Annotated in this window: 24 protein-coding genes; 8 read left to right on the top strand and 16 right to left on the bottom strand. The window is 29.0% G+C overall.

Annotation, left to right across the window (positions count from 1 at the left end; genetic code table 11):
* Nucleotides 1-4 precede the first annotated feature (4 nt).
* Nucleotides 5-3,259: a S41 family peptidase gene (locus BTO18_RS03440; RefSeq protein WP_105014885.1), complete on the top strand. Its 3,255-nt coding sequence runs from the start codon at nucleotides 5-7 to the stop codon at nucleotides 3,257-3,259.
* A gap of 49 nt (nucleotides 3,260-3,308) precedes the next feature.
* Here the strand turns inward: BTO18_RS03440 and BTO18_RS03435 are convergent, their stop codons facing one another.
* Genes BTO18_RS03435 through BTO18_RS03425 form a run of 3 tightly spaced genes read right to left on the bottom strand, consistent with a single transcriptional unit; the run spans nucleotide 3,309 to nucleotide 5,499 of the window.
* Entirely contained in the window at nucleotides 3,309-3,932 is a 624-nt protein-coding gene (locus tag BTO18_RS03435) for a trimeric intracellular cation channel family protein (RefSeq protein WP_105014884.1), read from the bottom strand.
* A complete protein-coding gene (locus tag BTO18_RS03430; protein ID WP_105014883.1) occupies nucleotides 3,933-5,054 on the bottom strand; it encodes a DEAD/DEAH box helicase in 1,122 nt (373 codons plus the stop codon).
* Between the two features lie 28 nt (nucleotides 5,055-5,082).
* Nucleotides 5,083-5,499: an acyl-CoA thioesterase gene (locus tag BTO18_RS03425; RefSeq protein WP_244905133.1), complete on the bottom strand. Its 417-nt coding sequence runs from the start codon at nucleotides 5,497-5,499 to the stop codon at nucleotides 5,083-5,085.
* 82 nt (nucleotides 5,500-5,581) lie between these two features.
* Here BTO18_RS03425 and BTO18_RS03420 point away from each other — a divergent pair, with 82 nt between their 5' ends.
* Nucleotides 5,582-6,919: an MATE family efflux transporter gene (locus BTO18_RS03420; protein ID WP_105014882.1), complete on the top strand. Its 1,338-nt coding sequence runs from the start codon at nucleotides 5,582-5,584 to the stop codon at nucleotides 6,917-6,919.
* Between the two features lie 5 nt (nucleotides 6,920-6,924).
* Here BTO18_RS03420 and BTO18_RS03415 read toward each other — a convergent pair whose 3' ends face one another.
* The gene (locus BTO18_RS03415; protein WP_105014881.1) at nucleotides 6,925-7,602 is read right to left on the bottom strand and encodes a DUF2461 domain-containing protein; all 678 of its coding nucleotides are present in this window, start codon (nucleotides 7,600-7,602) and stop codon (nucleotides 6,925-6,927) included.
* Nucleotides 7,603-7,658: 56 nt separating this feature from the next.
* Between BTO18_RS03415 and BTO18_RS03410 the strand changes: the two genes are divergently transcribed.
* Nucleotides 7,659-8,471: a DUF1853 family protein gene (locus tag BTO18_RS03410; protein ID WP_105014880.1), complete on the top strand. Its 813-nt coding sequence runs from the start codon at nucleotides 7,659-7,661 to the stop codon at nucleotides 8,469-8,471.
* 49 nt (nucleotides 8,472-8,520) lie between these two features.
* On the opposite strand, the gene BTO18_RS03405 is transcribed toward BTO18_RS03410, so the two are convergent.
* The 4 genes from BTO18_RS03405 to BTO18_RS03390 are packed head-to-tail and all read right to left on the bottom strand — an operon-like array spanning nucleotide 8,521 to nucleotide 12,826.
* Nucleotides 8,521-9,633 (bottom strand): efflux RND transporter periplasmic adaptor subunit, encoded by a 1,113-nt coding sequence (locus tag BTO18_RS03405; protein WP_105014879.1) that lies wholly within the window; start codon nucleotides 9,631-9,633, stop codon nucleotides 8,521-8,523.
* Between the two features lie 19 nt (nucleotides 9,634-9,652).
* On the bottom strand, nucleotides 9,653-10,897 hold the full coding sequence (locus tag BTO18_RS03400; protein WP_105014878.1) for an ABC transporter permease: 1,245 nt from the start codon (nucleotides 10,895-10,897) through the stop codon (nucleotides 9,653-9,655).
* Nucleotide 10,898: 1 nt separating this feature from the next.
* Nucleotides 10,899-12,131, bottom strand: a complete 1,233-nt coding sequence (locus BTO18_RS03395) for an ABC transporter permease (protein WP_105014877.1) — start codon at nucleotides 12,129-12,131, stop codon at nucleotides 10,899-10,901.
* Nucleotides 12,132-12,133: 2 nt separating this feature from the next.
* Nucleotides 12,134-12,826 carry an ABC transporter ATP-binding protein gene (locus BTO18_RS03390; RefSeq protein ID WP_105014876.1) on the bottom strand — a complete coding sequence of 231 codons (693 nt, stop codon included), beginning with the start codon at nucleotides 12,824-12,826 and terminating at the stop codon, nucleotides 12,134-12,136.
* 177 nt (nucleotides 12,827-13,003) lie between these two features.
* Here BTO18_RS03390 and BTO18_RS03385 point away from each other — a divergent pair, with 177 nt between their 5' ends.
* The 4 genes from BTO18_RS03385 to BTO18_RS03370 all read left to right on the top strand — a co-directional run bounded on the left by BTO18_RS03385 (nucleotide 13,004) and on the right by BTO18_RS03370 (nucleotide 15,667).
* Nucleotides 13,004-13,420, top strand: a complete 417-nt coding sequence (locus BTO18_RS03385) for a thiol-disulfide oxidoreductase DCC family protein (protein WP_105014875.1) — start codon at nucleotides 13,004-13,006, stop codon at nucleotides 13,418-13,420.
* 17 nt (nucleotides 13,421-13,437) lie between these two features.
* The gene (locus BTO18_RS03380) at nucleotides 13,438-13,752 is read left to right on the top strand and encodes a hypothetical protein (protein ID WP_105014874.1); all 315 of its coding nucleotides are present in this window, start codon (nucleotides 13,438-13,440) and stop codon (nucleotides 13,750-13,752) included.
* Nucleotides 13,753-14,409, top strand: a complete 657-nt coding sequence (locus BTO18_RS03375; protein ID WP_105014873.1) for an HAD family hydrolase — start codon at nucleotides 13,753-13,755, stop codon at nucleotides 14,407-14,409.
* 205 nt (nucleotides 14,410-14,614) lie between these two features.
* The gene (locus BTO18_RS03370) at nucleotides 14,615-15,667 is read left to right on the top strand and encodes a putative outer membrane beta-barrel protein (protein WP_105014872.1); all 1,053 of its coding nucleotides are present in this window, start codon (nucleotides 14,615-14,617) and stop codon (nucleotides 15,665-15,667) included.
* A 177-nt stretch (nucleotides 15,668-15,844) separates the two neighbouring features.
* On the opposite strand, the gene BTO18_RS03365 is transcribed toward BTO18_RS03370, so the two are convergent.
* From BTO18_RS03365 to BTO18_RS03340, 6 genes are all read right to left on the bottom strand, one after another.
* A complete protein-coding gene (locus tag BTO18_RS03365; protein WP_105014871.1) occupies nucleotides 15,845-17,005 on the bottom strand; it encodes a peptidase MATCAP family protein in 1,161 nt (386 codons plus the stop codon).
* A 27-nt stretch (nucleotides 17,006-17,032) separates the two neighbouring features.
* Entirely contained in the window at nucleotides 17,033-17,863 is an 831-nt protein-coding gene (locus tag BTO18_RS03360) for an N-formylglutamate amidohydrolase (protein WP_105014870.1), read from the bottom strand.
* A gap of 2 nt (nucleotides 17,864-17,865) precedes the next feature.
* The gene (locus tag BTO18_RS03355; RefSeq protein ID WP_105014869.1) at nucleotides 17,866-18,195 is read right to left on the bottom strand and encodes a hypothetical protein; all 330 of its coding nucleotides are present in this window, start codon (nucleotides 18,193-18,195) and stop codon (nucleotides 17,866-17,868) included.
* Entirely contained in the window at nucleotides 18,195-19,043 is an 849-nt protein-coding gene (locus BTO18_RS03350; RefSeq protein ID WP_105014868.1) for a sulfurtransferase, read from the bottom strand. The genes BTO18_RS03355 and BTO18_RS03350 overlap by 1 nt, the downstream gene beginning before the upstream one ends.
* Before the next feature lie 43 nt (nucleotides 19,044-19,086).
* Complete coding sequence (gshB, locus tag BTO18_RS03345; RefSeq protein WP_105014867.1) at nucleotides 19,087-20,121, bottom strand: glutathione synthase; 1,035 nt, start codon at nucleotides 20,119-20,121, stop codon at nucleotides 19,087-19,089.
* 95 nt (nucleotides 20,122-20,216) lie between these two features.
* Nucleotides 20,217-21,545: a dicarboxylate/amino acid:cation symporter gene (locus BTO18_RS03340; RefSeq protein ID WP_105014866.1), complete on the bottom strand. Its 1,329-nt coding sequence runs from the start codon at nucleotides 21,543-21,545 to the stop codon at nucleotides 20,217-20,219.
* Between the two features lie 122 nt (nucleotides 21,546-21,667).
* On the opposite strand from BTO18_RS03340, the gene BTO18_RS03335 reads away from it, so the two are divergent.
* A complete protein-coding gene (locus tag BTO18_RS03335) occupies nucleotides 21,668-22,309 on the top strand; it encodes a DUF937 domain-containing protein (protein ID WP_105014865.1) in 642 nt (213 codons plus the stop codon).
* A 58-nt stretch (nucleotides 22,310-22,367) separates the two neighbouring features.
* Here the strand turns inward: BTO18_RS03335 and bshA are convergent, their stop codons facing one another.
* A complete protein-coding gene (gene bshA, locus BTO18_RS03330) occupies nucleotides 22,368-23,501 on the bottom strand; it encodes an N-acetyl-alpha-D-glucosaminyl L-malate synthase BshA (protein ID WP_105014864.1) in 1,134 nt (377 codons plus the stop codon).
* Nucleotides 23,502-23,668: 167 nt separating this feature from the next.
* The gene (locus BTO18_RS03325; RefSeq protein WP_105014863.1) at nucleotides 23,669-24,514 is read right to left on the bottom strand and encodes a transketolase; all 846 of its coding nucleotides are present in this window, start codon (nucleotides 24,512-24,514) and stop codon (nucleotides 23,669-23,671) included.
* Nucleotides 24,515-24,679 lie beyond the last annotated feature (165 nt).

The raw sequence follows: 24,679 nt of genomic DNA, 5'->3' as shown, positions 1-24,679 counted from the left end.
AACTATGAGACCAATCTTAATTTTAATTGCATTTTTATCATTTTCAATTCATGCCCAAGACAATCCAAAATGGATGAGGCATTCATCTATTTCTCCAGATGGAACTCAAATTGCTTTCACTTACAAAGGCGATTTATATAAGGTTAGTACAAATGGAGGAACAGCTCAACAACTTACCTATCACAGTGCACACGATTATAAAGCGGTTTGGAGTAAAGATGGCTCTAAAATTGCTTTCGCATCTAATAGATATGGTAATTTTGATATTTATGTTATGAATTCTGAAGGTGGTTCTGCTGAAAGATTAACATTTCACTCAAATGACGAACATCCTTTTTCTTTTACTTCAGATGATAAAAACATTGTTTTTGGTGCTTTAAGACAAGATGATGTAAATCATAGACAACATCCACACAGATCACAATCAGAATTATACAGTGTACCTGTAAAATCAGGCAGAGTTTCTCAAATTTTTACAATTCCAGCAGAATATGTTCAATATTCCAAAAATGGAAAGAAAATGTTATATCATGATAAAAAAGGAGGAGAAAATGAATGGAGAAAACACCACACTTCTTCTATTACCAGAGATATTTGGCTTTACGATGCTAAAACTAATTCTCATAAAATGATTACTAAAAATTCAGCTGAAGATAGACAACCTTATTTTACTGATGATGAAAAAAGCATGTATTATTTAAGTGAAAGAAGTGGTTCTTTTAATATTCATAAAATGGCTTTAGATAGTTCTAAAGATGATAAATTAACAAACTTCAAACTACATCCTGTACGCTTTTTAAGTGTTGGGAATGGTGTAATTTCTTTTGGTTATGATGGAGAGTTATATACGATGAAAGAAGGGCAAAAACCTAGAAAATTAGCTGTAAAAATCATTACTCAAGACAAAGAAAATTCAGATCAATTTATTTCTGTAAATGGAGGTATTAGAGAAATGGCTATTTCACCAAATGGAAAAGAGATTGCATTTATTGCTAGAGGAGAAGTTTTTGTAACTTCAACAGATAAATCATTTACAAAAAGATTAACCAATACTCCTGAAAACGAACGTTTTGTTTCTTGGGATGCTAAAGGTGAATCTGTAATTTACAGTAGTGAAAGAAATGGAAAATGGAGTGTTTATAAAACTGAAAAAGTTAGAAAAGAAGAGCCTTTTTTCTATGCTGCTACATTACTAAAAGAAACACCTCTAATAAGTAATAAAACAGATAACTATTTAGCTAAATACTCACCAGATGGTAACAAAATTGCATTTATTGAAGGGAGAAGAACTCTAAAGATTAAAGATGTAAAAACCAAAAAAGAAGTTACACTTTTAACACCAAAAGATTTGTATCACATGAGAGATGGTGATAAATATTTTACCTGGAGCCCAGATAGTAAATGGTTGTTGATTGATTGGGGTAAAACATTAAGCAACAGTGAAGTTTTATTAATGGCTGCTGATGGCTCTAAAAGGGTAAATTTAAATGAAAGTGGTTATTATGATTATTCTCCTAAATGGGTAAATGGAGGTAAACAAATGTTATGGTTTAGCAATAGAAATGGGCTTAAGTCTTACGCAACAAGTGGTCGTTCTCAATCTGATGTATACAGTATGTTCTTTACAAAAGAAGCTTGGGATGAATTTAATTTAAGTGATGAAGATTTTAAATTAATGCAAGCCATTAAAGAGATTGAGAAAAAGAAAAAAGCGAAAGAGAAAAAGGAAAAAAAGACTGATAAAAAAGACGATAAATCAAAAAAGAAAAAAGATGATAAAACTAAAAAAGATGCAATAAAACCATTGCAATTTGATTGGGAAAACATGAAAGATAGAACTAGAAGACTTACTATACATTCCTCTAGTTTGGGAGATGCTGTTCTTTCTAAAAAAGGAGATTTTTTGTATTATTTAGCTAGTTTTGAAGGCAGATCTAATCTTTGGAGTACAAACTTAAGAACCAGAGAAACTAAAATGCTAATGAAGTTAAACGCTAGATTTGGTAGTTTGCAATGGGATAAGGATATGAAAAATCTTTATTTATTAAGTAGTGGTAGAATTACACAATTAAACCCTTCATCTAAAAAAAGAAAACCTGTTGCTATAAATGGTGAAATAAAATTAGATCAAAATGCAGAAAGACAAGCAATGTTCGATCATGTTTGGATACGTACAAACGCAATTTTCTATCATCCAGATTTTCATGGAATTAATTGGAATAAAATGAAGAAAGAATATCAAAAATATATACCTCACATTGGTAATGGATTTGAATTCTCTGAAATGTTATCAGAAATGTTAGGCGAATTAAATGTTTCTCATGCTGGTGCTGGTTACAGAGGCAGTAACGTTTCTAATGCTGATGCAACAGCTTCTTTAGGTATTTTTATAAATTATGATTATAAAGAGGATGGTATTCTTATTGATGAAATTATTTCTGGAGGACCTTTAGATAGAGCGAAATTCAATATCCAAAAAGGAGATATTATCAAAAAAATTGATGGTATTTTAGTTGATAAAGATCAAGATTTAGCAAAATATTTCAACAGAAAATCGAGTAAATTTATGTTATTGGAAATTGAAAATCCGAAAACGGAAAAAACACAAACAATAACTGTGAAACCAATTTCTTTGGGTGCTGAAAACAGATTATTATATAGAAGGTGGGTTAAGATGAATGAAAAGGAAGTTGCAGAAAAAAGTAATGGACAATTAGGTTATGTTCATATTCCTGGTATGGGTGATGGCCCTTACAGAAGTATTTATCAAGATATTATGGGTAAATATTTTGATAAAAAAGGGGTAATTATTGATACACGTTTTAATGGTGGTGGAGATTTAGTTGCAGATTTAGCGATGTTTTTTACAGGAGTTCCTTTTATAACGTATGCAACAGAAGATAAAGTTGTGGGTGGTGAACCAACTTCACGTTGGACAAAACCAACGCTTTCAATTTTTAACGAAAGTATGTATTCTGATGGCCATTGTTATGCTCAAGGTTACACAGATTTAAAAATTGGAAAAACTGTTGGAATGCCAGTACCTGGTACTTGTAGTTTTGCTGGTTGGGAAGGTTTACCAAATGGTGGTTATTGGGGTGTTGTACCAGTAAGTGCAAAAAATAAAGCTGGTGAATGGATGGAAAATAACCAAACAGAGCCAACAATTAAAGTTAAAAATATGCCTGGAAAAATATATAATGGTATAGATGAACAGCTATTAAGATCTATTAGAGAATTACTGAAAGATGTAAAATAAATTTTATAATTTATTATAAAAAAAAGTGAAGATAAATCTTCACTTTTTTTTATGTCTTCCCAAAAATATCATCTTTAATTTTAGGCAATTGTAATTTAAATTTTACAGAAATTAGCCTTACAATCACAATTACAGAGGCAGAAATGATAAAGTTAAAATCTTTTGGAACACCAAAATGATTCAGTAGCAAATAAGATATTCCACCCAATAAACAAGCAGATGCATAAATCTCTTTCTCAAAAATTAATGGAATTTTATTTGTTAATACATCACGTATAACACCTCCAAATACAGCAGAAATCATTCCCATAATTATGGCCACAACTGGGTGCAAATTAAAAGTCAATCCTTTTTGTAAACCTAATAAAGTAAAAACGCTAATTCCAACAGTATCAAACAAAAAAAGAGTTTTATACAATGGTAAAATTTTACTTTTAAATAAAAAAGTAGATATTACAGCTATTAAAATCACATATAAATAATTCATATCTCCAATCCAATTGATTGGATGTGCATCAATTAAAATATCACGTAGCATTCCACCACCAACTGCAGTCACAAATGCAATGATAATAACACCAAATAAATCAAACTTCTGGTCAGAAGCCACTAAAGCACCACTAATAGCAAAGGCAAACGTACCTAAAATATCTAAAACGTAAATTAACTCCATTTACACTTTTACTTCTGTAAATTTAATATTTAATTCTTTTTGAATTTGATGAATTTTCTCAATTTCACTTGGTAACACAAACGCTATAGAAGTCCCAGTATTACCAGCTCTTGCAGTTCTACCACTTCTATGCGTGTAATATTCTAATTTTTCTGGCAATTGATGATGAATAACAAATTCTAACTCCTTAACATCAATTCCTCTTGCAGATACATCAGTAGATATTAAATATTGTAAACTTTCATTTTTAAAAGCACGCATTACTTTATCACGTTCTTTTTGTTGCATATCGCCTTCTAAAGCAGCTGTAGAAAATCCTTCTTCTATCAATTGTTTTGCAAAATTTTGAGCACCAGCTTTGGTTCTACAAAAAATAATTCCTCTTTGATTTTGTCTTTTTTCTAAAAAGGAAATAATATCATTTGTCTTTTCTTTTAAGGTTGTTCTTGTAAATTGATGCCTAATATTTGCATTAACCAAGCTATCTTTATTCACTTCAATTCGTGGAGCATTAGAATCCATATAGGTTTTTACAATTCGTTTTATTTCATCTGGCATTGTTGCAGAAAAGAGCCAAGTTTTACGATCAGTTTTGTTTGTAAATTTTAAAATACGATTTAAATCTTGTTTAAAACCCATACTTAACATTTCATCAGCTTCATCTAAAACTACAGTTTTTACATGGCTAATATCAACAGATCCTCTCTCTATTAAATCAATTAATCTACCAGGAGTTGCAACAACTACATGTGTAGTTCTTTTTAGGTTATTCATTTGCCTGTCGATTTTTTCTCCTCCAAAAACTGCTTCAACAAAAATTCTATCTGAATTATACTTTGTAAACTTAAAAAGTTGCTTTTTTATTTGTTGTACTAACTCTCTTGTAGGAGATAAAATCAGTGCTTGAATATAATCTGATTTAGCATCAATTTTATGGAGAACTGGCAAACCAAAAGCAGCAGTTTTACCAGTACCTGTTTGTGCTAAACCAATAAAATCTGTACTAGATTTTAATAAAATTGGGATTGCTTTTTGTTGGATTTCTGTAGGTACTTTTATACCTATTTCTTTAATTGATTTTATATATTCTTTACCAATCTTTAATTCAGAAAAAGTGGACATTGTATCTTAATTTTTTGCAAAGATACTTTTATTTAGCAGGTAGTAGAAGATTTAAAATATTTTCTCTAATTCTAGCAGGCTTAAATGTAGTTGCATTTAACAAAACCCAAACTGTTCTAGATTTTGCTAGTAAAACAGTACCCTTATAAAACTCTATAAAACGTTCTGAAGTTACTCCCCTAGTATTACCTACCCAAGTTTTTGCAGTAATTTCATCACCCAAAAAAGCTTCATTTTTATAATCTATTTCATGCCTACTAACTACCCAAATAAATTCTTCTAAAGGGTTGTCTTTTGTTAAAAAAGCCCAATGTTCTCTTGCTACATTGTCCATCCACTTTACATAAACAGCGTTATTAACATGATTCAAATTATCAATATCTATAGATTCAATTTTTATTTTTACTTTAAAAGGAGTATCCATTTTATCAATTTTAACAAACATAATAGTTTTAATATTTACATAATAATAATTGATGTTACTTTTTACTTTTAAACATAAATTATGCTGATATTTGCAACTTCTTATGGCACAATTAGCAAACGAATTAGGATCAGAAAAAATAAGCAAACTTCTTGTAAAACAAGCAGTCCCTGCAACAATAGGCATTTTAGTGATGTCTATAAATATGATTGTAGACACTATTTTTGTTGGACAATGGATAGGTGTTTTGGCTATTGCTGCAATTACTGTAGTATTGCCAATAGCTTTTTTAATTTCCTCTTTAGGAATGGGAATTGGAATTGGAGGTAGCTCAATCATATCAAGAGCTCTAGGTGCAGATAATTCTGAAAAAGCCTTTCTAACGTTTGGTAACCAAATTTGTTTAACGCTTATTCTAGCCATTATTTTTGTACTCTTGGGGAACTTTTTTAGTGTACCAATTTTAGATTTATTTGGAGCTAAAGGAGCTATTCTACCAATTGCTTCAGATTATTTTTCTGTAATTATTTATGGTGTACCATTTTTAGCATTTGCAATGATGGGAAACCCTGTAATTAGAGCAGAAGGCAAACCAAAATTTGCTATGTACGCAATGATTATTCCTGCTGTTTTAAATATTGTTTTAGATATTATTTTTATAAAATATTTGGGTTGGGGAATGAAAGGAGCAGGTTTGGCAACATCATTATCTTTTGCCAGTTGTGGCTTATTTATTCTTTATTTTTTTCTATCCTCTAAAAGTGAGTTAAAAATAATATTGAAAAACTTTGCTCTAAATGGAAAAATTGTAAGAGAAATTGTCGAATTAGGTGGAGTTTCTGTGGTAAGACAAGGAGCCATTAGTGTATTGATGATTGTACTAAACTATTCACTTTTTACTTATGGAGGAGAAATTTCTATCTCAATTTTTGGAGTAATTAATAGAGTAATGATGTTTGCACTTTCTCCAGTTTTAGGAGTTTCTCAAGGTTTTTTACCAGTAGCAGGATTTAATATTGGAGCTAAAAAAAATGAACGTGTTAAAGAAACCATTAAAAAATCAATTTATTTTGGTTCAGTTTTAGGAACCATAATTTTTATTGGAATTATCATTTTTAAAGAACAAATTATCTGGATTTTTACCAATGATGAAACTTTGCTATCTGAAACACCAAGTGCAATGATTATCGTTTTTTTAGCAACGCCAATTGTAACTATGCAATTAATAGGTTCTGCTTACTTTCAGGCAGCAGGAAAAGCAATGCCTGCATTGTTTTTAACCTTATTAAAACAAGGAATATTTTTAATTCCATTAGCATACATTTTACCAAAATATTACGGAGTTGCTGGTGTTTGGTGGTCTTTCCCAATTGCAGATGTACTATCTACTGTAATTACTATTTGGGTTTTAAAAAGAGAAGTTGATAAAAATTTGAAGTAATATCATCAATCTAGAATACTCTCCCCATTTAAATTTGTGGTTAAAATATCGCTAAAGAGATTAAAAAATGGTCTTAAAGCTTTAAAGCTCTCATCTACTTGATTTATAAAATCTGCTGATAAAACCTCTTTATCTGTAAAGTTTTTTGTGGCTATAAATCCTTTTTTACGCAATAAATCAACATTTGGATGGGCTTTATCAAAACCTCTTGGAGCAGTCTTTAGCTCGCTAAAACTATGAAACTCACTTCCAAAATGCTTTTGGAAATTTTTATCAGCTAAAATTCCTTTTATTTCTGATGCATCTTGCTCTATTTCTTTGCGTATTCTAAATAAATCGTCTTTGTTTGGTTCCCAAAACCCACCAGCTAAAAAGGATTCTCCTGGTCTAATTCTTAAAAAATAACCACCTCTTAATTCCTTACCTAATCTGGAATATGAGTTTGCAAAATGGGCTTTGTAAGGAGTTTTATCTTTAGAAAAACGAACATCTCTGTAAATTCGCATCATTTTAGATTTCTCAATTTCATCATGAGCCTCCAACTTTTCATTGATTGCTGAAAACACAGCTTTTGCATTTTGTTGTGCTTTTTCATACTTAGGTTTATGTTCTGAAAACCAATCACGATTATTATTTTGATGTAAATCTTTTAAAAATTGAAAAGTTGATTTTTCTATTTGCATTAGAATTAAATTTAAATGTTCAATTTACAAAATAGATTTGTAACTTAGATTTTGAGATGCATCAAAAATCAAAAGATATTCAGAAAAGATATGAAGGCTTTTTACAAACTCCTAGTTTGTGGAATACTAATGATTTATATAATTTATCACAATTTGATGTACAACAAAAATCATCAAAAATAAATATTGAAATTGATGAAAAATTGCGTCTAGGAAAATATATAGAACGTTTTGTTTCTTATCAATTACATCAAGAAAAAAAGATCTCAATTTTATGTGAGAATGTTCAAATTCAACAAGAAAAAAGGACTCTAGGTAAATTAGATTGTATCTTAAAAAGAGGAAATACTATTATTCATCTTGAAATTATTTATAAGTTTTATTTGTATGATATTACTGTTGGTAATTCTGAAATAGAACATTGTGTTGGACCTAATAAAAAAGATTCTTTAAAGGAAAAATTAACTAAACTCAAAGAAAAACAACTACCTCTACTCTACTCTAACCAATGTGAAGAGTATTTACAGAGCATTAATTTATCATCTAAAGAAATGGTACAGCAAGTCTATTTTAAAGGGCAATTGTTTGTGCCTTATAAAGATAAAATAACACAACTAAATCAATTAAATGAAGCTTGTATTTGTGGGTTTTATATCAAACAAACAGAATTAACTCTCTTTTCTGATTGTAAATTTTATATTCCAAATAAAAAAGATTGGCTGGTAATTCCTCATCAAAATGTTACTTGGATAAGTATTGATGTCTTTAAGAAAATATCTAAAGGGTTTTTAGATAGAGAGTTTTCTCCATTAGTTTGGTTGAAACACAAAAACGGAGAAATTAATAAACTATTCTTAGTTTGGTGGTAAAAAAAGAGGCTCTAAAAGAGCCTCTTTTTTTACAATTAATTTATTTTTACTAATTATCTTTTTTGTCATCATCTTTAGAAGCTTTATTCCAGATTTTAATTTCGTCTGTAGCTGTTACACCTTCTAAAACTTCAACGTTTACACCATCTGAAGTACCTAGCTTAAGAGTTTTTTTCTCAAAAGTACCATCCTCTTTTTTAACTTCTACATAAGGTTCTTCTGTTTTTTTATCAAACTTTAATAATGCTTCCTTAATAGATAAAACACTATCTTTTTTCTCTAGAACTATATCTGCATTGGCACTATAACCTGCTCTAATATAATAATTGTCATCTAAAGAAACATCAGCTTTTATTTTAAACTGTACAGCCCCTTGTTCTTCTGTACCTTTTGGTGCTATAAAGTTTAATTTTGCAGGAAATTTTTTTCCTTCAATTGCTCCAATAGAAACCTCTATATCAGAACCACTTTTAAGTTTACCAACTTCAGATTCGTCAACTTTTCCTTCAAATATCATTTTATTCATATCTGCAATAGAAGCGATTGTTGTACCTGCATTAAAGTTATTAGATTGTATTACTTGATCACCTTCTTTTACAGGGATTTCTAAAATAGTTCCAGACATTTGCGCAATAATACTAGTATTTGCTGCACTACCAGAAACTGCTGAACCTCTTTTAATAATTAAATAATCATTTTCTGCATTTTTAAGATCTTGTTTAGATTGATTGTAAGTCAATTCTATTTGCTCAAATTCTTGTCTAGAGATTACACCTTTATCATACAAGTTTTTATTTCTATTGTATTGTATTTTAGCATTGTTTACTCTAATTTTAGTGTTATCTACTCTACCTTTAGCACTAATTAATGCTTGTTCATTAGGTACTACTCTTACAGTAGCAATTAAATCTCCTTTCTTAACTTTAGAACCTTCTAACAACAAAATCTTATCGATAATACCTGTTATTTGTGGTTTAATTTCAATTTCTTCTAAAGGAGTAACTTTACCAGTAGCTACTGTTTTTTTAACAATAGTTGTTTTAAACGGAGTTTCGGTTTCATATTCAACAATACTTTTTTTGTTCTTTTTTCCGAACCAAATTAACGCAACAACAAATCCTATTGCTATGATAATTAAAATAATTTTTGCTCTTTTACTCATGATTTAGTTAATTGATTTTTTATTCTTCTCTTAATGCTTCTATTGGTTTTACTATGGTTGCCATATGTGCTGGTATTAAACCTATCATTGTACCTAATACAATTAATGTGGCAAATGCGATAAAAATAATTGGGATATTTACTGTTGGATTAATTAATGGTATATCATCATTGTTACTGACTGCAGCGTCTATTAAAAATAAGACTAAACTTCCAAAAATGATTCCTAACATACCTGCAACAGTGGTTAAAAATACAGATTCTAATATAATTTGTTGACGAATACTTTTGGGAGTAGCTCCTAAAGCTCTTCGAATACCAATTTCTTTTGTACGTTCTTTTACAGTAATTAAAAGAATATTACCAATTGCAAATACACCTGCAATTAAAGTAGCTATACCAACAAACCAAGTCAGAAATTGCATTCCTATAATAAAGCCTGTTACTTTACCAATTTCTTTACCCAAATTTACACTACCAAAAGCTCTTTTATCTTCTGGATGCACTTTATGCAAACCTTTTAAAGTAAGTAAAATATCTTTTTCCATTTGTTCGATATTTGTACCTTCATTTGCGGTAATCATCATCCAGTCTACTCTGTTAGCAGTGTTGTAAACTTTTCTATAGGTTGTAAATGGAATGTAAGCTGTGTCTCCATCAAAATCTATTGTATTAGAGGGTTTATAAACACCGATAACTTTATAGTTGATACTATTTATTTTAAGATATTCACCAATCGGATTTACACCTTTATCAAACAACTGTATGTACATATCTTCTGAAATGACAGTTACTTTTGCAGTTGATAAAATATCATTATCATTTAAAAAACGACCATACAGTAATTGTTTTTTTTGAATTTGGTCTAAAACTGGATAATCTCCACTTACTCTAAAATCTCCCGATTTAAAATTATGAACTAATAAATTATTGGTTTGATTTCTAGGTGCTAAAAGTTTTATTTCATTAGAATATTCAGACTTTAATACCTCAATATCATTCATTGTTAAACGAAAACGCCTACCTTCTTGAAAACCTTTAAAAGGTGTATCTGTCCTTTGTGTCCAAACAAAAACACTATTTGTTGCAAAGTTTCCAAAAAGTTTGTTAAAACCATTTTCCATACCTCTTGCAGCTCCTAAAAGTACAACCAAAAGAAAGATACCCCAAAGCACACCAATAATTGTAATAACTGTTCTTACTTTATTCTTACGAATGCTTCCGTAAATTTCTTGCCAAGTATCTGAATCAAATAAAAACTTCATATTAATCTGCTCTTAATGCTACTATTGGTTTAATGTTTGCTGCTCTTTTAGCAGGTAAGTAGCCAGCAATTAATCCTGAAAGAATTAAAACAATTGTAGCTCCTACTACAATACCTGTACTTACACTTGGGTCTTTTATAAAATAATCTTCTTCTAAACTATTTCCTATTAAACTTAAGAGATAAGTACCTAAAGAAAGCCCTAAATAACCAGCTAATGTTGTAATTAAAACAGATTCTTGTACAACCATACCAACAATTGAAGATGGTTTTGCACCTAAAGCTTTTCGAATTCCGAATTCTTTTGTTCGTTCTTTTATCACAAAAATCATAATGTTTGATATTCCAATAATTCCTGCAACTAGAGTTCCTGAACCCACTAAAATTACAATAGCATACAAAATACCCATAAATTGACCAACTCCTTTATTAGCTTCTGCCATGTTTCTAACTGAAAGTGCACTTTGGTCATCTGGATGAATGTTCATTTTTTTACGCAAATCACGCTCCATTCTATTACCAAAAGCAATAGCAGCATCTAAACTTAAATTCGGATTATAACCTAGAACTATTTGGCTTATATAATCGTTATTACCATAAATCATTTGTGCAGTTGTAACAGGTATGTATGCGATTCTTTCTTCATTGTCTCCTCCATCATCAGAAAAGATTCCTATAATTTGATAAGAACTGCCATTAACATTTAATCGTTTTCCTAAAGCTGGTCTTTCTCCAAATAAATCTTCTTTAACTAATCTACCTATTACAATTACTTTAGATTTTTCTTTTAAATCTCTTTCATTCAAAAATCTTCCTTCATCTATAATTGTTTTTTCTAAAAACTGATGGGCTGGATTTACTGCTCTTATATTATAATTATCTGCCTTATTTTTATATTTTAAAGTGAAATTTTTGTAAATTCTTGCAGATTGATATTGAATTTTATTTGCGTATTCTTCTTTTACATAGTTATACTCATCGTTCTTAAGTTGAATTCTTCTCCCTGTTTGTAATCCTTTAAACGGTTTTGTTGTTTTCCAAACACGCACTCTCATAGAATTCTGTGCATCGTCTGCAAAAGCCCCTTTAAATGAATTACTTAAACCACTAACAATACCAAAAAGTAACGTGAATAATAAAATGGCAAATGCCACTGTAAAGCCAGACATTACAGAACGTAATCTATTTTTATTGATACTCTGAAAAATTTCTCGCCAACGATCTAAATCAAACATAATTAAACTGCTTTAGATGCTTTAGTCAATTCATCACTTATAATTACACCATCTTTTAAACGTACAATTCTTTTCGTTTGTTCTGCAACTTCTTCTTCATGAGTAATCACAAAAACGGTCATTCCTTCATCATTAATATCTTTTAACAAATCCATTACAGAGTCTGTTGTAGTAGAATCTAAAGCTCCTGTTGGCTCATCTGCTAGAACAACTTTAGGTTTGGTAACCAATGCTCTTGCGATTGCTACACGTTGTTTTTGCCCACCTGAAAGTTCGTTCGGTAAATGGTTTGCCCAATCTTTTAAGCCAACTTTATCTAAATATTCTAGTGCAACTTTTAAACGTTCTTTTCTACTCATCCCTTTATAATACAATGGTAGAGCAACATTTTCTAAAGCTGTTTTATAAGATATTAAGTTAAATGATTGAAAAACAAATCCTAGAAATTTATTTCTTAAAATTGCAGATTTCTTCTCATTCATATCTTTAATCAACTGATCATTTAAGTAATAATCACCTTCGTCATGAATATCTAATAAACCAACAATATTTAATAATGTAGATTTACCTGAACCTGATGAACCCATAATTGATACGAACTCACCTTCTTTAATGTGTAAATCTATTCCCTTTAAAACATGTAATGAATCTTTACCTATTGGATATGATTTGTGTAGTTTTTCTATTTTAATCATTAGTTGGTTAATTTTTTACTAAAGTACCTAATGCTTGTAATTGCTATTATTAATTTTTTGTTAAAAGGGTGCAATAATATTCAGATACAACCATAAGACGTTTGATTAAAAAAAATGTTACATGATTAATAAAAAAATATAAAGTAATTTTGTAAAAAATCTTCATGAGACTTAATTATGATTGATATTCCAAAAAATAAAAAAATTATTCTCTTTGATGGAGTTTGTAATTTATGCAACGATTCTGTGTTAAAAGTTATCAAATACGATAAAAAAAACACCTTTTTATTCACAGCTTTACAATCTGATACTGGAAAAAAAATACTTAATCATTTACAAATTGATGTTGCTAGAGTTGATTCGATAATTTTATACCAGCCTAATGTATCTTATGATATAAAATCTACAGCTGCACTTAAAGTAATGAAACATTTTGGAGGTTTCTGGAAATTAACACAGTTCTTTTTTATATTACCAGAAAACTTTAGAAATATAATATATGATTATATTGCAAAAAATAGATATAAATGGTTTGGTAAAAAAGAAAGTTGCATGATACCAACTCCAGAACTTAAAGCCAAATTTTTAAACTAAAATAAATTCTTTCCCCCATGAAAAAATTAAATCTAAAAACAGATGTAAAGTATAAAATGATAATAGTAGTAATTTCACTACTTATTTTTATTAGCATTTTAAGTTATCAATTCACAGATTCGAATTTTTACATTATTTCAACAATTATAGGTATCCTTTCTATAATAGCTATAATTATATCTGTTACAGGTTTAATTAAATCTATTAAAAATTTTAATCACCCTAGATCAAAAAGAAGATTTTTTTTATATTTTATTGTTGGTTTTTTGGTTTGTGCTTTACTATATTTTATCATTGCAAATATTGTAGATGCTTTAGAATATTTAACATAAATGAAACTACCAAAAGAAATAAAATGCATTATTTTCGATATGGATGGTGTAATAATAGACTCTGAAGAAATTCATAAAAAAGCCTATTATGAAACTTTTAATTTTATTGGGGTTGATGTCTCTGATGCACTTTACAAAACCCTTACAGGATCTTCTACCATTAATGCATTTCAGAAATTAGTTGTTCATTTTGGTTTGAGTGATAATCTAGAAGATTTGGTGTTGTACAAACGTAGTCGATATGTGAATTTCTTTGAGAATGATTCTACTTTGCATTTGGTTAGAGGTGTTGAAGATTTAATTAAACACGCTTACAGTAAAGGTATTACTTTGGTTTTAGCTTCTTCTTCTGCAATGATTAATATTGAAAGAGTTTTTAATCGGTTTCATTTAAACCCATATTTTACAGCAAAAATTAGTGGTGCCGATTTAAAAGAATCAAAACCTAATCCTGAAATTTTTAATAAAGCAACAGTTTTAGGAGACACAAAAAAAGAACATTGTATTGTTATTGAAGATTCTGATAATGGAGTTGAAGCTGCTAATGGTGCTGGTATTTTCGTAGTGGGTTATCAAAACCCAATGGCAGAAGACCAAACTTTAGAAAATGCTAATTTGGTAATTGATAATTTTAAAAAATTACAGCAATTAATTTAGACTTATTTACTCCGACAAATAAGTTATATTTACAATAGCAGTAATGTAAAAAATCTCATATCTAGTTTAATTTATTTTTGGCTTTTTGCCCACTTACGAAAGTCCTCGTCTACTTTTTTATACCTATGATTTATTTACTAAATTGGTTGATGAAACACGCTAATAACCATACTCGAAAAATTTAGCGATAATAAAACTTACAAACATGAAAAAAATGTTTTTATTAATTCTATTTTCTGCATCAATTACTAATGCTCAACTTAAAGAAAAATATGAAAAAGGATGGGTTATTACAAATGATAATACTAAAATAGATGGATATATTAAAACAGATGATTTATCGAATTTATCATCCAAAATTTGTTTTAAACGAAATTTAGAAGAAAAGAAATGTCAAGTCTATGACACTACTAAAATATCATCCTTTCAAAAAACCAATGGAAGTATTTTTAATCTGCTAAAGTTAAAAATAAATAACAAGCAAAATAAAATTACTGTATTTGCTAACTTAATTTTTAAAGGTGAAAAAGTATCTTTATATAAAAGTACTTATGAATCAGAAGTATTTTATATCCTATATAAAGATAATAAAAAATATGTTTTACAAAATGACAAATTAATTTCTGATGAAAGAAGAATTAGAAAATATAATTTCATAGGAACTCTGAATTTTGTAACCGAGGGTTTAGCTCTTTTAGAAAAACCAGCAATTAAATTTAATGAAGATGATTTTATTAAAATTGTAGCAAAGTATAACAGCTCAAAAAAAGCTAAAAGTGAAGATTTAAGAATAAAAGAAAAAACCGTAAATTTCTTTATTATTTCTGGTGGATTGGGGTTTGAAAAAAATGGTACAGAATATTATGGGCAAATAATTTATAGAAAATATTATCCTGAAATAAGTAGAAGTACATCCTTAAATTTTGGTATCAGCTATTTCAATTATCAATTTAAAGAACTCAATAATAACTTCACACAATCATTAATATCTATTCCTTTACAAATTCAACAAAACATTTTAAATAAAAAAATAAGACCTTATTTTTTTGTAGGATTTTCTATTAATTATTTGCAATTAAAAGATAAAAACGCCAATTCTCTTTTAGAACAAGGTTTTCAAAAAACTTATGGATTTAATTTATTGTATGGTGCTGGAATTGAAATAGACATTTTTAATAACATTTATTTAAAAAGTGAATATAGAAATGAAGCATATAGTCATCCTATTAGTATTGGAATAGGTTATATCTTAAAATAATAAATAGATTATTAAAACCAAAAACTAAATTAGAAAACAATAATTACATAGTTGAGTTAAAAAAATGGCATCATTGATTTGAGATTTTCATTGAACTATTTATAGAATATTTAAAGTAATGTCTAAATCAATAATATTAAAATATTAATTAGAAAAATCTATTACGATACATAAAAACTACTTCAAATTCTTTAAAATAAAATCTACAGTTTTATTAGTGTTCTTATTTTCAGAATAAGAATCTGTAATATGTTTTGAAGGAATTGCGTATTGGTTATCAATCATATATTGTATATCATCCACAAACTCTAAAGACACTTTTCCTGTAAGCAAAAGGCTTAAATCTTTACATTCTAAATGATAGTTATATATTTTTTTAAGACCAGTTAAATACAAATAGTCTTTGGTAAAGCCTCCTCCTCTAAGTGCCCTTACAGTTATATAAAATGCTTGTTCTCTATCTAAATCATATCCATTATGTAACATTCTAAAAGTTCTAGAGAATGAATATCCTTTAGCTAAACTATCTACAGCTAAAACTCTATATGCCAATTCTTTTAAACGCTTTATAGTAAGATTACCAGACATATATTCACTAAATACAGCTAAACCCTCTTGGGTTTCTTCGTTATTAGGGAAACCATGTGAAAATATTTTAAGTGGATGTAACATACCATTCATAGTAGTTACCATATGCACACCTATTTCATGATTTGTTAAAATATTTATTTCATTTTGAGAAAAAACATGATTTTCATTCAAAACCAAAGCTTGAGCAGTGTTAGAAACCATAGCAATAGCTCCCATTGCTGATGAGTTCTTTATAGCATAATTAAAATCATAATTTTTAGAATATTCTCTAAAAAACTGATGCGATTCTATTGCAGAATATTTTGGTTGAAAAAGTGGCGAGTTTTCATCTTCACTATCAAAATGTAAAATAAATTTTGCGTTTTCTACATCATTTTCTGTTGGCGTTCCAAAAGAACGTAAACTATTGTAATAGAAACGTTTTCCTTTACCAATAGTTTCAATACATTGTATTAATCCTGAATAGAAATAAATAATGTCTTCATAAAAATCACGTAAACGCTCGTCTTCTATATCATCTATTTTTAATGCAAAAAATTCTTTATGAAGCGAAAATTTATCGAAATCTCTTTTAGGATAGGTAAATTGGGGATCTGTTAAATATTTTGAATTAAAAAATTTTGCTTTTTCAGTTTCTATATTATTGGGGTTTACATAATTGAGCATCTCAATCTTCTTGACTAATGTGTCAATTTTTTGATCAATCTCAAATAGTTTCTGGTTTTTTATAGAAACAGCATCCTTCATAACTCAATAAGTATTTCAAGCACAAAGTTACGATTTATGCTTTTTATAAAAAGCTTCTGCATGCATTTTTAATTCAGTTTTCAAGTATTTTTCGACTGCAACAACTACTTCTGGAAACATAATTTGTTCCAATTCATTACAATAAACTTTTGCAATTTCTGTGGCTAAAACCAACGTATTTTTAAAATTTTGAGTAATGTATTTTAGGAAATATCCATTCCCTTGAAAAGTATCATTTATCAATGAGGTAGATTTTATTTTATTTGGTAAAGGAGTTTTTTCTAAAATTGCTCTCCAAGATTCAATTTCATTTCCAAAACGTTTATTGTCAACATTTGCTGTACCTAAATTCCAAGTAGGCACTGCTCTTGTCCAACGTTTCCAGTTATACGAATGCATATCATATACTACACATACTCCGAATTTTTCTTCTAATTTGTATAGTAATGCATGAACAACCTTATAAAAATTGGCGTGTTTTTGCAAACTCTTTACTTTTTGATTTTCTGGTAATGGATTTCTCCAAAGTTGCTTCCCCCAAGCATCTGTATAAATTGCTGTTTCTGGTGCTCTATTTAAATCATACTCAAAACGTGAATCACAACCTGCTATAACTATAGGATGACTTTTAACCATTTCTTTAGTTTCTGGGTCTTCTTCAAACCAACGCTCATATTCTGTATGCAAACAATTGGTCCACAATTCTTTTCTAAATTGATGTCCATCATGTACAGCTCCACAAGCATAATGTACATATTCATCAATTTTTATAGTAAAAGAATAATCATTAGAAACTGCTTCAAAAGTTTCTTCGTTATTAATTTTTCTTATAATTTCTTCTATTGTTAATTTTAGCATTTCTAATTGATGATTTTTTTAAGCAAAATAAATACTTTTTTCTCAATAATATCAACTGTTCCATCCGCAAAAAACACTTGTTTTATTTCTCTAATTAAAACTTCTTTTTCTTGTTCACTTATTTTATTTTCTGATAAATATTGCTGAATTTTATTTAGGTTTTCCTCATCAGAATCTACTACTACTTCTGTGTGAATTTTATGAAAAGTTGCTTCATCTATTTTTGATAAAATATAATTCTCCTCTTCTTTGGTTTCAAAGTGATTACAGTGGGCAGCATACAATAAAATATAAGCTTGAAATTCTTTTTTTGTCCAGTTTAGTTTGTTCATTATTTTGTAATTGGTAAATTATTTGTGCTTGCCCATTCTGTCCAAGAACCATCATAAACAGCTATATTTTTTTGTTTTGCTAAAGTAGCTCCTAATGCTAATATTGATGCAGTAATACCTGATCCGCAAGAAAAAATGAGATTTTTGTTTGTTGGGTTTATTTGGTTAAAAGTATGTTCTAATTTTGCTTTAGAAATTATTTTACCATCATTAATGATTTCTAAATGAGGTAAATTCACAGAATTAGGGATATGACCTCCTTGTAAACCTTTTCTTGGTTCTGGTTCAGTCGCATAAAAACGACCTTTTGATCTTGCATCAACAATCAAAAAATGTTTATTAGTAGTTGCATTTAGAACATCTTTTGTGTAAGTTATTTTTTCAGATTGATAATCAACTAGAAAATTACCTTTATTTACTTGTCTATTTTGCTGTTCTTCAATAGGATATTTTTTTGATTTCCATTCAGGAAAACCCCCATTTAACACTGCAATATTATTGAAACCCATTAATTGAAATAACCACCAAACTCTAGGTGATGAATAAATACCCAAATCATCATAAACAACAATACAACTATCTTTATTAATGCCTAATAGTTGAGCCTTATCTTCAAATTCTTTTGGGGATAATACAGTGTTTGGAAATGGTGCTTTTATATCAGAAAATTTGTTTTTAATATCAAAAAATCTTGCACCTTGTATTTGATACTTTCTTTCAGCATTTATATCATCTTTTTTGGATGTAACTTTAGCAATAGTAGCATTAAGAATGATTATATTTTTATCATTTAAATGTTGATATAACCAGTCTACAGAAACTATATTATTTGGAATTTTCAAAGACATTTAATACAAATACAAAGATTTACTTTAAAAATTAACTTCAAATTTATGCCTCATCAACTAATTTCTTCAATTTAGATTTACGTAAAAAAGCAGCATCTCTTTCGAGGACTTTACTCTCCATAAAGTTGACTACCTTCTCTTGAATTCTAGTTTTATAAACCTTGTTCATATAAGTAATTCCTCCTGGAGACATTACATTTACCTCTACCAATTTTCCTCCAATTACATCAATACCAACAAAATACAAACCATCTTTCACAAGTTTTGGACCTATTTTCTCACAAAGAATTTTTTCTTGTTTTGTTAGTTTATGCTTTGCGACTCTACCACCAGCTGAAACATTTGAACGATGATCTTTCTCTCCAGGAATTCTTCGCATAGCACCAATTGGTAATCCATTTAATAGCAATACTCTTACATCTCCTTGGTCAGCTCCCTCAATATATTCTTGAAGTATTACATATTCTGAACCTCCATCTCCTTTACTAATATAAAAATCTAATAAAGAATTGATATTACCCATAGCTGATTTTTCAATCAAAATTACTCCTGACCCTCCAAAACCATTTAACGGCTTTAAAATCATTTTATCAGAATTTGATTCTTCAATCATTTTAATTAGATAATTCTTGTTTTTTGATACATGTGTAACAGGAATAATCTCATTATTTGGGTCTTCAAAAACAGCTGTATATAACTTATTATTCGCTTCACGCATTCCTTGTACAGAGTTAATGATAAAAACATCATCTTTTACAGAATCTAAAAAGTTTAGCATTAAAGGGTCTAAAGGTGGCTCTGCTCTCATAAAAATAACATCAAAACCAGCAAGAGGTAACATTTCTTCTCTAGTCGTAGTTTTGTTATAAAAAGTTTTTATGCTCGAAGATATTTTTTCAGCTCTATTTAAAATAGTACAAAATGCATTTGTTACACTATTTCTTATTGTTAAATTTGATGGAGTACATATAGCTACTCCATGACCTCTTTTTACACATTCGTGAATTAAAGTAAGTGATGTATCATTCTCTGGAGATTTAATATCTTCCCAAGGATACATTAAAAAGCATACATTCATAGTAAGTTTTTAAAATTTTAAGTTCAGTTAATAAAAAAACATCAATAAAACTTATTGATGCTTAAAATTACTGATTTTTTATCGTTTTATAAAGTTTATTTCACTTCATCGTAATTATCATCCCAATTTTTAGCAACTGGATTATCGTGCAATTTACCAACAGATTTTGCTACTAATGATGCTACAGTTGCATCTCCAGTAACATTAATAACAGTTCTACACATATCTAAAGGTCTATCTACTGCAAAAATTAATGCCAAACCAATAGCTAATTTATCTGCAGGAAAGCCAACTGACTCTAAAACAATTACTAACATTACCATTCCAGCTCCAGGAACTGCTGCAGAACCAATGGATGCCAAAAGTGCAGTAAGTATAATTGTTAGTTGATCTGCAAAAGTTAAATCGAAACCCAATGCTTGTGCTATAAATACTGCTGCAACAGCTTGATACAATGAGGTTCCATCCATATTTATTGTTGCACCAACTGGTAAAACAAAACTCGAAACCTCTTTATCTACTCCAATGTGTTCTTCCACACGCTCCATAGTTACAGGCAAAGTTGCTGCACTAGAACTTGTAGAAAATGCTAATAATTGAGCTGGACTTAATTGTTTTAAAAACCAAAGTGGATTTTTCTTTGTAAATATACTTACTAATATCATATAAAAAATAACCATTATTAATAAACCTCCAACAACAGTAAATGCATATTTTAATAAAGCAAATAGTAAATCTGGATCATTTGATGATACAACTACGTTTGCTAGTAAAGCAAATACTGCATAAGGAGCAAATAACATAATTAAATCAACCATTTTTAAAACAACTTCGTTCAGCGAATCAAAAAAATCTTTCAAAGGTTTTGCTCTTTTTTCACCTATTAATAGCATAGATATACCAAGGAAAATAGTAAAGAATATAACTTGAAGCATAGATTTATTATCACTCATAGCTTTCAAAGCATTATCTGGAACCATATCTACTAAAAACTGTAAAGGACCACTGTTTTTTTGTTTAGATGCTTCTGCTATTTTTGCCTGTACTCCTCCACTATTTGCATAGGTTTCTGTTAATTTCGTAATGGTTTCTTTTGATATTCCTTCTCCTGGTTGAACTACATTTACTAATAACAAACCAATAGTAATTGCTATTACAGTAGTACCTACATAAATAGCAATTGTTCTTAAACCAATGTTTCTAAACTTTGAAATATCTTTTAAATCTGATATCCCTTTTACCAAAGAAGCTATAATTAGAGGAACAGCAATTAATTTTAAAAGTTTTACAAAAATACTTCCAAAAGGGTTAATCCAATTAGATACAAATTTTGCACCTCCGTCAATAGTAGTCATTCCTAAACCAAATAGAATTCCTACAATCATACCTATTAAAATCTTCCAGTGTAATGCTAAATTTTTCATCAAAAAGTTTAAATATTAAAAGAATTTGAAAGATAGAAAATATTATTAAAATTAAAGTGACTTTATTAGTATATTGTGTCATAAATTTAGAAAACATATAAATTAATTATTAAAAATATAATATGGCAGGAATTTTAGACTTATTAAATAGTGATTTAGGAAAACAAATCGTTTCAGGTGTAGCTGGTTCTACAGGAACAGATTCAAGTAAAACTGGTAGTGTTTTAACAATGGCTTTACCGGTTTTAATGAAAGCAATGGAACGTAATGCATCAACACCAGAAGGTGCTCAAAGTTTGCAAAATGCTTTAGAGAAAAAACATGATGGTAGTATTTTAGATAATCTTGGTGGATTATTTGGTGGTGGAGTTGACGAAAGCGTAAAACAAGATGGGGCTGGAATTTTAGGTCATATTTTAGGGGCTAAACAAAGTGGTGTTGAACAAGTAATTGGACAAAAATCTGGTTTAGATGCTGGTTCTGTTGGTAATATCTTAAAAGTAGCTGCTCCATTATTGATGGGGATTTTAGGTAAAGAGAAAAAACAAAATAATGTTTCTAATTCAAATGATTTAACAAGTTTACTGGGTGGAATGTTAGGTGGAAACAATACTAAAAATGAGCAAAGTTTTCTTGAACAAATTTTAGATTCTGATGGTGATGGAAGTGTTGTTGATGATGTAGCTGGAATGCTTTTAGGTGGTAATAAAGGAAATTCTGGTGGTGGAATTGGAGGAATGATTGGTGGTTTATTTGGGAAATAAAAACTTCTGTGTTATAAATAAAAAGGCTCAAACTTTATATAGGTTTGAGCCTTTTTATTTATACTTTACTCTCATAACAAGATTGATAAATATCTTCATAAACAGGTAATATATTCTGTAAAGAAAATTTTCTTGTATGCTTTTTAGCATTCAATTTAAACTTTTCCAAAATAGCATCTTCTCTTAAAATACTAATTGCATTTTGAGCCATATCTTTATAATCACCAACATTACTCAAATAACCAGTTTTTCCATGGATATTTACTTCTGGCAAACCACCTGTATTTGTAGATATAACTGCTGTTTTTGCAGCCATTGCCTCAAGTGCAGCCAAACCAAAACTTTCTGTTTGTGATGGTAGTAAAAATAGATCAGAATAACATAAAATTTTATCAATCTCTGTGCTATTACCTAAAAAATATATCTTTTGTTTAACACCTAACTTTCTAGCTAATTTTTCTGCTTTACTCCTATCTGGACCTTCTCCAATTAGTAATAATTTTGAAGGAATTTCTTTTTGAACTTCATTAAAAATTCGAACTACATCTTCTACTCTTTTTACAGGTCTAAAATTACTAATATGTGTTAAAATTCTTTCATCTGGTTTTGCTAATGCTCCTCTTTTACAATCCTCTCCTTGAGCTTTATCATACTTATTAGTATCAATAAAGTTATATACAACTTGTATTTCTTTGTCAATAGTGAATAAATTGTTTGTAGTATCTTTTAAATTGTTTGAAACTGCTGTTACTACATCAGAATTATTAATACTAAACTCAACAGCTGTTTTATAGGTTGGGTGACTACCTACTAAAGTAATATCTGTTCCATGCAAAGTTGTAACAACTTTTATATGAATTCCTTTTTCCTTTAACATTTGTTTTGCCATAAATGCAGCATAAGCATGAGGAATTGCATAGTGCACATGCAAAACTTCTATATCATATTTTTTTACAACTTCAACCATTTTACTGGATAAAGCTAACTCATAAGGTTGATATTCAAAAAGTGGATATTCTTCGATTAACACTTGATGAAAACGAAGTTTATGAGATAAAAAATCTAAACGAACTGGTTGATTGTAAGTGATAAAGTGAACTTCATGACCTTTATTGGCAAGTGCCATTCCTAGTTCTGTTGCTACTACTCCACTTCCTCCAAATGTTGGATAACAAACAATACCTATTTTCATATGTAAATTAAAATGTTGAAAAATTAAATAATTGAAAACTTCAAATTATTAGTTGTAAAGATAAAAGTATTCTTACAAATCCGTTAAAATGAAATCATAAAAAAAGAGTTTTTCAATTTTAATGAAAAACTCTTTAATATTTTAGTTTTTAATCTTTTAATTCAATTCTAGTAATCTCCTAAAGTTACTGGGTTTTGAGCCAAAGCACTTTCTAACTGTTCATTATTTGGTGCTTTACCATGCCAAGCGTGAGTATTCATCATAAAATCTACTCCATTACCCATTTCTGTGTATAATAAAATACAAACTGGTTTTCCTTTTCCTGTTAATGATTTTGCTTCTGCTAAACCTGCTAAAATCGCTTCTATATCATTTCCTTCTTTTACTTCTAAAACATCCCAGCCAAAAGCTTCAAATTTAGCTTTAATGCTACCCATTGGTAAAACATCGTCTGTTGCACCATCAATTTGTTTACCATTTAAATCAATAGTACAAATAATATTGTCTACTTTTTTTGCTGATGCGTACATGATTGCTTCCCAGTTTTGACCTTCTTGCAATTCTCCATCTCCATGTAAAGAATATACTAATTTATCATCACCATTTAATTTTTTAGCTTCAGCAGCACCTAAAGCAACAGACATACCTTGACCTAATGAGCCTGAAGCAATTCTTATTCCAGGTAAACCTTCGTGTGTAGTTGGGTGCCCTTGCAAACGAGAATCAATTAATCTAAATGTAGCTAATTCTGATACTGGAAAAAAACCACTATGAGCCAATACACTATAATATACAGGAGAAATATGTCCATTAGAAAGAAAGAATAAATCTTCGTTTTTACCATCCATAGAAAAGTTTGTAGAATACTCCATTACTTCTTGATATAAACAAGTAAAAAACTCTGCACATCCTAAAGAACCTCCTGGATGCCCTGAATTTACAGCATGAACCATTCTTAAAATATCTCTACGAACTTGTTGTGTAAAGTCTTGTAATTGTTGTGTAGTTGGCATTTTATAATTTAATTTTATTGTGACAAAAATACAAAAGTGAATGAATAAGAAATTAATTTAGAAATAATTTATTTCAGATTTATTAACAATATAACCAAACACCATTACAAAGGAAAAATGACAGAAGTAATATTTAATCTTATATAAACAGATTGCTTCGTTATC

Origin of the sequence: Polaribacter porphyrae (genome assembly GCF_002954685.1) — a bacterium.
Taxonomy (GTDB): domain Bacteria; phylum Bacteroidota; class Bacteroidia; order Flavobacteriales; family Flavobacteriaceae; genus Polaribacter; species Polaribacter porphyrae.
This window is presented reverse-complemented; position numbering and strand designations above follow the sequence as displayed.

Excerpts from the sequence above, each read along its gene's own strand:
- gshB (WP_105014867.1), bottom strand. The coding sequence starts at position 20,121 with ATGAATGTATGCTTTTTAATGTATCCTTGGGAAGATATTAAATCTCCA.
- BTO18_RS03355 (WP_105014869.1), bottom strand. The coding sequence starts at position 18,195 with ATGAACAAACTAAACTGGACAAAAAAAGAATTTCAAGCTTATATTTTA.
- BTO18_RS03350 (WP_105014868.1), bottom strand. The coding sequence starts at position 19,043 with ATGTCTTTGAAAATTCCAAATAATATAGTTTCTGTAGACTGGTTATAT.
- BTO18_RS03425 (WP_244905133.1), bottom strand. The coding sequence starts at position 5,499 with ATGTTTGTTAAAATTGATAAAATGGATACTCCTTTTAAAGTAAAAATA.
- BTO18_RS03405 (WP_105014879.1), bottom strand. The coding sequence starts at position 9,633 with ATGAGTAAAAGAGCAAAAATTATTTTAATTATCATAGCAATAGGATTT.
- BTO18_RS03360 (WP_105014870.1), bottom strand. The coding sequence starts at position 17,863 with ATGCTAAAATTAACAATAGAAGAAATTATAAGAAAAATTAATAACGAA.
- BTO18_RS03395 (WP_105014877.1), bottom strand. The coding sequence starts at position 12,131 with ATGTTTGATTTAGATCGTTGGCGAGAAATTTTTCAGAGTATCAATAAA.
- BTO18_RS03365 (WP_105014871.1), bottom strand. The coding sequence starts at position 17,005 with ATGAAGGATGCTGTTTCTATAAAAAACCAGAAACTATTTGAGATTGAT.
- BTO18_RS03325 (WP_105014863.1), bottom strand. The coding sequence starts at position 24,514 with ATGCCAACTACACAACAATTACAAGACTTTACACAACAAGTTCGTAGA.
- BTO18_RS03385 (WP_105014875.1), top strand. The coding sequence starts at position 13,004 with ATGATTGATATTCCAAAAAATAAAAAAATTATTCTCTTTGATGGAGTT.
- BTO18_RS03400 (WP_105014878.1), bottom strand. The coding sequence starts at position 10,897 with ATGAAGTTTTTATTTGATTCAGATACTTGGCAAGAAATTTACGGAAGC.
- BTO18_RS03370 (WP_105014872.1), top strand. The coding sequence starts at position 14,615 with ATGAAAAAAATGTTTTTATTAATTCTATTTTCTGCATCAATTACTAAT.
- BTO18_RS03340 (WP_105014866.1), bottom strand. The coding sequence starts at position 21,545 with ATGAAAAATTTAGCATTACACTGGAAGATTTTAATAGGTATGATTGTA.
- BTO18_RS03335 (WP_105014865.1), top strand. The coding sequence starts at position 21,668 with ATGGCAGGAATTTTAGACTTATTAAATAGTGATTTAGGAAAACAAATC.
- BTO18_RS03440 (WP_105014885.1), top strand. The coding sequence starts at position 5 with ATGAGACCAATCTTAATTTTAATTGCATTTTTATCATTTTCAATTCAT.
- BTO18_RS03410 (WP_105014880.1), top strand. The coding sequence starts at position 7,659 with ATGCATCAAAAATCAAAAGATATTCAGAAAAGATATGAAGGCTTTTTA.
- BTO18_RS03415 (WP_105014881.1), bottom strand. The coding sequence starts at position 7,602 with ATGCAAATAGAAAAATCAACTTTTCAATTTTTAAAAGATTTACATCAA.
- BTO18_RS03420 (WP_105014882.1), top strand. The coding sequence starts at position 5,582 with ATGGCACAATTAGCAAACGAATTAGGATCAGAAAAAATAAGCAAACTT.
- BTO18_RS03390 (WP_105014876.1), bottom strand. The coding sequence starts at position 12,826 with ATGATTAAAATAGAAAAACTACACAAATCATATCCAATAGGTAAAGAT.
- bshA (WP_105014864.1), bottom strand. The coding sequence starts at position 23,501 with ATGAAAATAGGTATTGTTTGTTATCCAACATTTGGAGGAAGTGGAGTA.
- BTO18_RS03380 (WP_105014874.1), top strand. The coding sequence starts at position 13,438 with ATGAAAAAATTAAATCTAAAAACAGATGTAAAGTATAAAATGATAATA.
- BTO18_RS03375 (WP_105014873.1), top strand. The coding sequence starts at position 13,753 with ATGAAACTACCAAAAGAAATAAAATGCATTATTTTCGATATGGATGGT.
- BTO18_RS03435 (WP_105014884.1), bottom strand. The coding sequence starts at position 3,932 with ATGGAGTTAATTTACGTTTTAGATATTTTAGGTACGTTTGCCTTTGCT.
- BTO18_RS03430 (WP_105014883.1), bottom strand. The coding sequence starts at position 5,054 with ATGTCCACTTTTTCTGAATTAAAGATTGGTAAAGAATATATAAAATCA.